This is a genomic window from Cerasibacillus sp. (assembly GCF_036516575.1).
Taxonomy (GTDB): Bacteria; Bacillota; Bacilli; order Bacillales; family Amphibacillaceae; genus Cerasibacillus.
Window position 1 is genome coordinate 1 of record NZ_DATBTY010000056.1, and the last position, 3,371, is coordinate 3,371.

Genomic DNA, 3,371 nt, shown 5'->3' on the forward strand with positions numbered 1-3,371 from the left:
CTCTACCGTCGTCAATCCTTTCTGTTCCCAATCTTCCAAAATTGATTTCGTATAATTCCAATATCGCGAATATTCCGCTGTTCGTTTGATCGCTAACGAGACGATATCCGCTCCTACTTTTTCTATCCATTTATGCAAGGCGTCATTCGTTTCAGGTGAAGGGGGTAAAAGTTTATGTTGTTTATATAGCTGATAAATGGAATCGTGTTGAGGTTTTTTCTTTTTCACGATCATATTGAGCCGATAAATATTATTCGTAAATCCGACCTCCTTCCGTTGTCGAAATGTCGTCAAATACCCTCTCGCCTCCAAATCTTCCCGATGCTTTTTCAATCGTTGTCGTGAAATATTTAAGTCGTCACACACTTGTTCAACAGGTGGAAAAGCTTCTCCTGCAGCATTCGAATACGCTGCTAAATACGCATAAATCGCTTTCGCTTCAATACTCAACTGTCGGTCTCTCATGATTGCTTTCGGTACAATGCCATAACCATATTTCATAATTCCTTCCGTCTCAATCTTCATTGTCCAAATCTCCCATCTTTCGTTTTATTTTTTATATTGACAAGCTTTTTCAAAAGATGGACAAAAAGTTTTGATTGTTTTTTGGTTTTTCTTTTTTGTTAATCTTTGCATGTCGGATATTAAATATTAACGGTATAGAGTACATATGGATAGACAATCATATCATCATCTTTTGGTCATTTTTAAGAATGGTATTATTAGGGGTAACGTTTTGTAACATACGATTTCATAACGTTACAAAACATAACGATACGGAATTTTGTTACGATTTGCTATGTTACAAAACGTAACGATACAGGCGTAATGATAGATTTCGTAACATACCATTTCGTAACGTTACAAAACATGACGATAAGGACATTTTATAAACGTTTCTTCACTTCTTTTCCTCTTTTCTTGTATGATTGATACTTTTCTATTTTGTGAAGATATTTTGTTTATGCCCCCCCTTACCTGCTATACTATTTAGTAAATAGTTAGAAAGGATGTTAGTAATTACAATGTCATTTGAAAAAATGTTCTTCGACTTACTTTATACAAAAACAGAAAAAGAAATGACTGAATACATTCAAAATAATGCTTTGCTTCGAAACCCTGAAAATTGGCAACCATACGGCAACGATCCTGCCAACTATTCTTTATTCGAAAATCAACAATCCAACGCGACAGGTGCTCTCATTGAAAAAATTATGAACTCTATTGATGCGACTTTAACTAGACAATGTTTAGTTAAAGGGAAACCTCTTTCTGGACCAAAGTCTCCTCAAACAATGGATGAAGCACTTTCACTATTCTCCAAAAGTGAATTAGAACAATACCAACTTAATATTTTTGCAGATGGTACACTAAACGAATTGAATTTAATCGTCACAGATGAAGGTGAAGGACAAGCACCAGAAAAGTTTGACGAAACACTTTTATCCTTACAACGTGGAAATAAAAATAATATTAAGTTCGTTCAAGGGAAGTTTAATATGGGATCAACAGGGGCGGTTGTTTTTTGTGGGGATGAAAAATATCAACTCATTGCTTCTCGCCGTCACCCTAATATTCCTAGCGACACTAAAGGCGATTCTGATTATGTAGGATTTACTCTCGTACGCAAACATCCAAGAACTCCTGAAGAACGTCAAAATACTAAAAACACATGGTATGAATGCTTTAAATTTGAAGGAGAAATCCCAAAATTTAAATTCACAAAACCTTTTGAAATTGTAGATGGTGTTTCTAACGTTCTTTTTGAAAAAGGAACTATCATCAAAATGTACAATTATGACTTGCCGAACCAAAGTAAAACAGGTTCTACTCGGGCAACAGCAACTGACTCAACGAACTCTTTATATAACCAATTAAACCGTTTTTTATTTAATCCTGCATTTCCAATTCGTGTACTCGAAACACGACCTGAAGCAGCGGTATTAAAGCGTGCAAATCGAAACCTTTCAGCTATTGCTCAAGGTAACAGTCATCGTCTCAAAAATATGCCAAAAGACGAGCAACCTATTTATAAATCATTAAGAAATAAACTATATGATAATAGTTTTGGAACAGCTTATATTGATATTTTTGTCTTTGAAAAAGGAAAGCATATTACAAGTATTCGTGGGGGATCTGCAGTTGTTTATTTAATGAATGGTCAAGTTCAGTATTCAGAAGGACAAACTTTCATCTCAAAAGACTTAGACTATAAACTCATTAAAGACTCGATGATTATTGCGATTGACTGTACTCATTTATCACAAGAATTCCATGACAATGGTTTCTTTATGGCAAACCGAGAACAATTAAGAGACTCTGAACAAACTCGATTTTTCCGTAAAAAAATTATTGAGTTCTTAAAAAATAATTCTGATTTAGATCGACTGAATCGTGAACGTGCCGCTCAACGTGCTGGCAGTGCACAAACTCAAGATTTCTTAAATACTATTCTCGGAAAAAGTATTAAAAACACTGCTCTTGCTGATTTATTTAAAGGTGATCAAATTGGAATTGCTGATGCTTCCGCTCCTAGTATCGCCGAGCTTTCAGAAGAGCGTGAAGATGTCCCACTCAATCCGACACCGAGCTACATGAAAGTTGGAAAGAAGACATGTCACTCGGGTGAGAAAACACGTCAAGTGAAGTCGTTACCTTTAAATAAAACATCTCGCTTTAAGTTTGAAATGAACGCAACAGATGACTTTTTCACAAGAGATGAAAACCAGGGGACCCTTTCCATTCAATTATTAAATAAGAAAAAAGAAGATAAAGAAAAAGGTGGAGATACTCCAGGCGATGGCAATACGCTCGGAGATAAATTTACCGTTAGTGAAACAACATTATCCAATGGTTCGTTTCATATTTCTTTAACGCCCAAAGAAGATAAACTTCAAGTCGGAGATAAAGAATTTATCGAAATTGAAATTAAAAATGATGACGTTCACTTTACTCATTTAATTGAAGTTGAAATTAGCGAACCTAAAAAGACAGAGAAAAAGAAACGAAACCGTCCGAAACTTCAATTGCCACCACTTGTTATGGTGTATCGAGATCAAGATGAAATTAATAACTTACCTGATGTTGTTTCTGATGAAGAAAAAGAAGCTGCAGCAACTTGGCAAGAGATGGACTGGACTTTGGAGAATGGTTCACAAAAAATCGTTAAGCTCGAACCTGGACTAGACGGACAACCTTTAAGTTCTATTCACATTAATATGAGCTCTACTGCCCTGCATGATTTAATGTCTGAAGAAGGAACGAGTGGAGAAAAGCGCGAATGGGTTAAGCAACAATATATCGCTCAAATTTATTTGACAAGCTTTATGACAACAGTTTCTTTACAACGTCTCCAATTAAAAATGAACGAA

2 protein-coding genes are annotated in these 3,371 nt (G+C 35.4%); one reads left to right on the forward strand and one right to left on the reverse strand.

What is annotated here, in order from left to right:
• Window positions 1-525, reverse strand: a 525-nt coding sequence (locus VIG73_RS09315; RefSeq protein ID WP_331641257.1) for a helix-turn-helix domain-containing protein, incomplete at its 3' end; no start/stop codon positions are given.
• Window positions 526-1,025: 500 nt separating this feature from the next.
• On the opposite strand from VIG73_RS09315, the gene VIG73_RS09320 reads away from it, so the two are divergent.
• A partial coding sequence (locus VIG73_RS09320; RefSeq protein WP_331641259.1) for a hypothetical protein occupies window positions 1,026-3,371 on the forward strand: 2,346 nt, incomplete at its 3' end.